Origin of the sequence: Hallella sp., assembly GCF_037460745.1 — a bacterium.
Classification (GTDB): domain Bacteria; phylum Bacteroidota; class Bacteroidia; order Bacteroidales; family Bacteroidaceae; genus Prevotella; species Prevotella faecis.
Genome location: NZ_JAXVAE010000008.1, coordinates 1 through 3,397 on the forward strand (window position 1 = coordinate 1; position 3,397 = coordinate 3,397).

Sequence of the window (3,397 nt, forward strand, 5' to 3'; positions counted from 1 at the left end):
AAATATCAAATATATAACTATAGTTAAGCGATTAATATCGCATCACTAGTAATTCCCAATCATAAAATTGGCATACAGGTTGCATACGCCGGTATTGTCGGAATTGAAGAGTTTTTCCTCAGGGAAAACCATTCCTATCTGGCAGTTGCTCGACTTGGGAGTGGTAACAACAACCATGATGGCTGAGCCGACACGCACGGCGGAGTCGGGTTCGAACACCACACGGTACCGATCGCTAACGCTCGACGGGATGATCTTCGCCACGTGAAGGTCCATGAGGTCTTCCAAGTCGACGCTATAGCCGCCCCCACTAAGCTTGCGTGCAAACACATGAGCCTCAAGATCGGCCTCTGTGGGCGTGGTGCTACAGGTTATCTCAGCCGTTACGCCCTCCAGATAATAAGGTTTGGAATAGGCGAACGCCTCAGCAAAGCCCAGCAACTCGAAGTGGTTGATGCCCGCGGCCGACCATATATAATCGAGACCGCTATTGGCTTCAGCGCTATTGAGCAAGAGCACCGTGGGGTCGGTGTAATAGCCACTGCAATGGGCCGGCCGATAATTCACACAGTCGTGGTTGCCCATGTAGCCCTTGCCATAATAGATGCCATCGGCCGCAAGCTTCGCAACGGTCTTAAGCGAACCGTCGGTGGCGGTAACCTCGGGCGAGGGGTACAAACCCTCGGGCATCTTGAAGGATATGCTCTGCGAGGCGGAGGTCTTGTCCTCCATGTTGCTGCCCATCGTAACGGTCTTGTATTTCCACGCATACTGAGCCGTCTCGCTATTGCTCTTTACCTTGGCCGTCAGGAAAGTCTTGGCCGGAGCAAACCCATAGTCGCCCATCGACTGCTCATTCTCATCAACACCCGCATACTCGAAGCCATTGGGCGAGGCGATCGAAACGACCAGCTTTTTTACTTCCCGACGAACCGGAACGTTCGCTTTCGATGGGGAAACACTTACCGAACTACCCTTTATGGGTTGCAACCTACTCTGTGCGGACGCGCTGTTCACTCCTGCAAACGACGACAACATCCATGCAAAGGCGAGCGCCAAACAACTGCTTTTCATCACGAAATCAATTTAACAAAAACACTCTTTTCGTTTAAAATCTCAAGTTAACGGTTGCAAATATACAGCATCATTGCTACAAATACAAACTTTTGAGCGTATTTTTATATGAAAAGTTGCATTTTGAAAAACAGAGATTATAACACGATTCTCCATTTCGCAACATGTTTAACCTGATTTTTTGACGCAAGCCCATGCAGCAAGACAAAGTTTGTCTGTAGACAAGGCATGGTGACACAACCGCACCCCTACAGAGGCTCCACCGGAATGATTTCACTTCTTGATGAGTTGTTTTTCACCACTTGAAAGGTATCAAACTGTAACCTCGCAGCTCATTACAGGGGCTTCCCCCCACCCTATGCGCCCTTTTGCTGGCTCAGACAGATGGGGGGGCATGACTTTTATTCAAAAACACTGACAAGCGAAGCCACCGGGCATCCCCCTGTGCGCATCTGCCAAACAATTAGATGTCAAGTCCTAAGAAAGGAAAAGGCGGCGAAAAGCACATCCAATCACGTACAACTCTCACAGCCCATAGCCATTGGAGGCCAGCGCAAGAACAAGGTCAGGCAGGCCAACCGGGCGACATACCAAGCAAATCTAACCGACGTAGCCTTCGAGGCGCGCAAGGCGGGGTTAGAACGTGCAGCAAAGGCGTGCTGTGAGCGCCACGAAGCTGCCGTTGGGGTTGTGGATGTATTGGAGGGAGGGTTGCACGGCTACCGATGCGTTGAGCGTGCGTCGCCAGGTGAGTTCCGCCGACCACTCGTTGCCTTGCTGGTAACGGGCGTATTGGCCCGAGAGGCCACAGGTGTTGACGCTGTCGGCATAGGCGGCGCCGAGCTCGGCGTAACGGTAACAGGCGTTCTGGCGGCAGGTGTTCTCGGAGTATTGGGCCATGGCCGTGAGGCTCTGCCTTCCTCGCTGCCATAGGCGTTGCTCGCCATAGACCCACCAGGCGCCCGTGGTGTGGTGGGATGCCACGCTGGCGGGCATCAGGGCTCCGTCGTCGTCGAGGGCAAACTGGCGGGTGTGGACGGCCACCCCGGCAAAATAGTGGGCGCCACGGTGGGCGTATTCGAGCTGCGACATGTTGAACACGCCATCGCTCTTGGGGCGCAAGAGGAAGGGGTTGTCGTCGTGGCGCCACCCATTGCGGCCCACGCCATTGCATAAGCTGTTGCGGAAGGTGAACCGTCCGCGCGTAACATCGAAATAGAACGTGAGGCCCGAGAACGGGTAGTTGGCGATGGGGTAACTGGCGGCGATGGTGGGCACGATGCCACACGAACTGTTGGCAAAGAGCGCCGTGACGGGCGATGTGAAGAAATCCTCGTTCACATTGCGCACGCCCACAAACACGCGCGCCGACGCCCAATGGTGGCTATAGCCCAGCACGGCGATGGCCGCAAGCATGTTGCCTGCCTCGATGTTGGAGAAGCCCTGCCAATCGTCGATGAGGGCCTCGTGGCGAATGTTGGCCAAATGGAGCGTGGCGGCCTCTATGGCTCCCCGCCCATGCCACAGGGGCAGGTTGAGGTCGAGGCGCACCTGATTCAACCAGTTGGTGTGTTGGTTCATGTCCCATTGCCATTCGGAAATCAATTGTCCGCCAAACTCTTGTGCGTGTACCGCGGCAAGGTGCAGGCAGCCCAGGAGTATAACAATAAGTCGCTTCATAATGATGATGATTGTAATGTTTTTGTTGCCCCGCAGCCACTGCCGCAGGAGCGCGCCAAGGGCGCAACTTTAGAACGATTGTGTTTCAACCCGCAAAATTACACCATTCTCCCCGATGTTGCAATACCCAAAAATAGGTATTCCTCCCTCACACAGGTTGCGGCAGGCGCACCCAAAGGCATAGCGGGCTATGGCGAAACGCGAACGGAAGCAAGATGCCGAAAGAAACGCTGACAAGAGTTGAAAAGAAACAATAACCTCTCAATAGTCTCCCTATTTCGGCCTAATGACCCATTTGGGGTTGACGAAGGTGAGGCGGATAGCTGTGGGAGGGGTGGCAAAGATTTGAAGAAGGCGTAATTATGACTCAAAAATCGAAACAATCTATATTGAAAACTACACGTTTCTTATGAACGCGAAAAATGTTGGGCGCAAATACGTGCTTCTTGGCGAGTTTTTGTAACTGTCTGTCAATCAATGTTTTATTACAATAACGACTCGCTTGGCGCTTCGGGGGCCACTCTCGACGTTGCGATACATACCTGATCGAGTTGCGAAACATACCTAATCGAGTTGCGAAACATGGCCTTTTGTCTTTTCCTGATTTCACTTGTCAGTTTTTACCCTGGTTTACTATAATGCT

2 protein-coding genes are annotated in these 3,397 nt (G+C 52.8%); both read right to left on the bottom strand.

All coding sequences use genetic code 11. The annotated features are described in order from the left end of the window. Positions 1-45: 45 nt before the first annotated feature. On the bottom strand, positions 46-1,074 hold the full coding sequence (locus WKK33_RS00080) for a hypothetical protein (protein WP_337931953.1): 1,029 nt from the start codon (positions 1,072-1,074) through the stop codon (positions 46-48). 636 nt (positions 1,075-1,710) lie between these two features. Beyond that, the gene (locus WKK33_RS00085; protein WP_337931954.1) at positions 1,711-2,754 is read right to left on the bottom strand and encodes a carbohydrate porin; all 1,044 of its coding nucleotides are present in this window, start codon (positions 2,752-2,754) and stop codon (positions 1,711-1,713) included. Positions 2,755-3,397: the final 643 nt, after the last annotated feature.

Excerpts from the sequence above, each read along its gene's own strand:
- WKK33_RS00080 (WP_337931953.1), bottom strand. The coding sequence starts at position 1,074 with ATGAAAAGCAGTTGTTTGGCGCTCGCCTTTGCATGGATGTTGTCGTCG.
- WKK33_RS00085 (WP_337931954.1), bottom strand. The coding sequence starts at position 2,754 with ATGAAGCGACTTATTGTTATACTCCTGGGCTGCCTGCACCTTGCCGCG.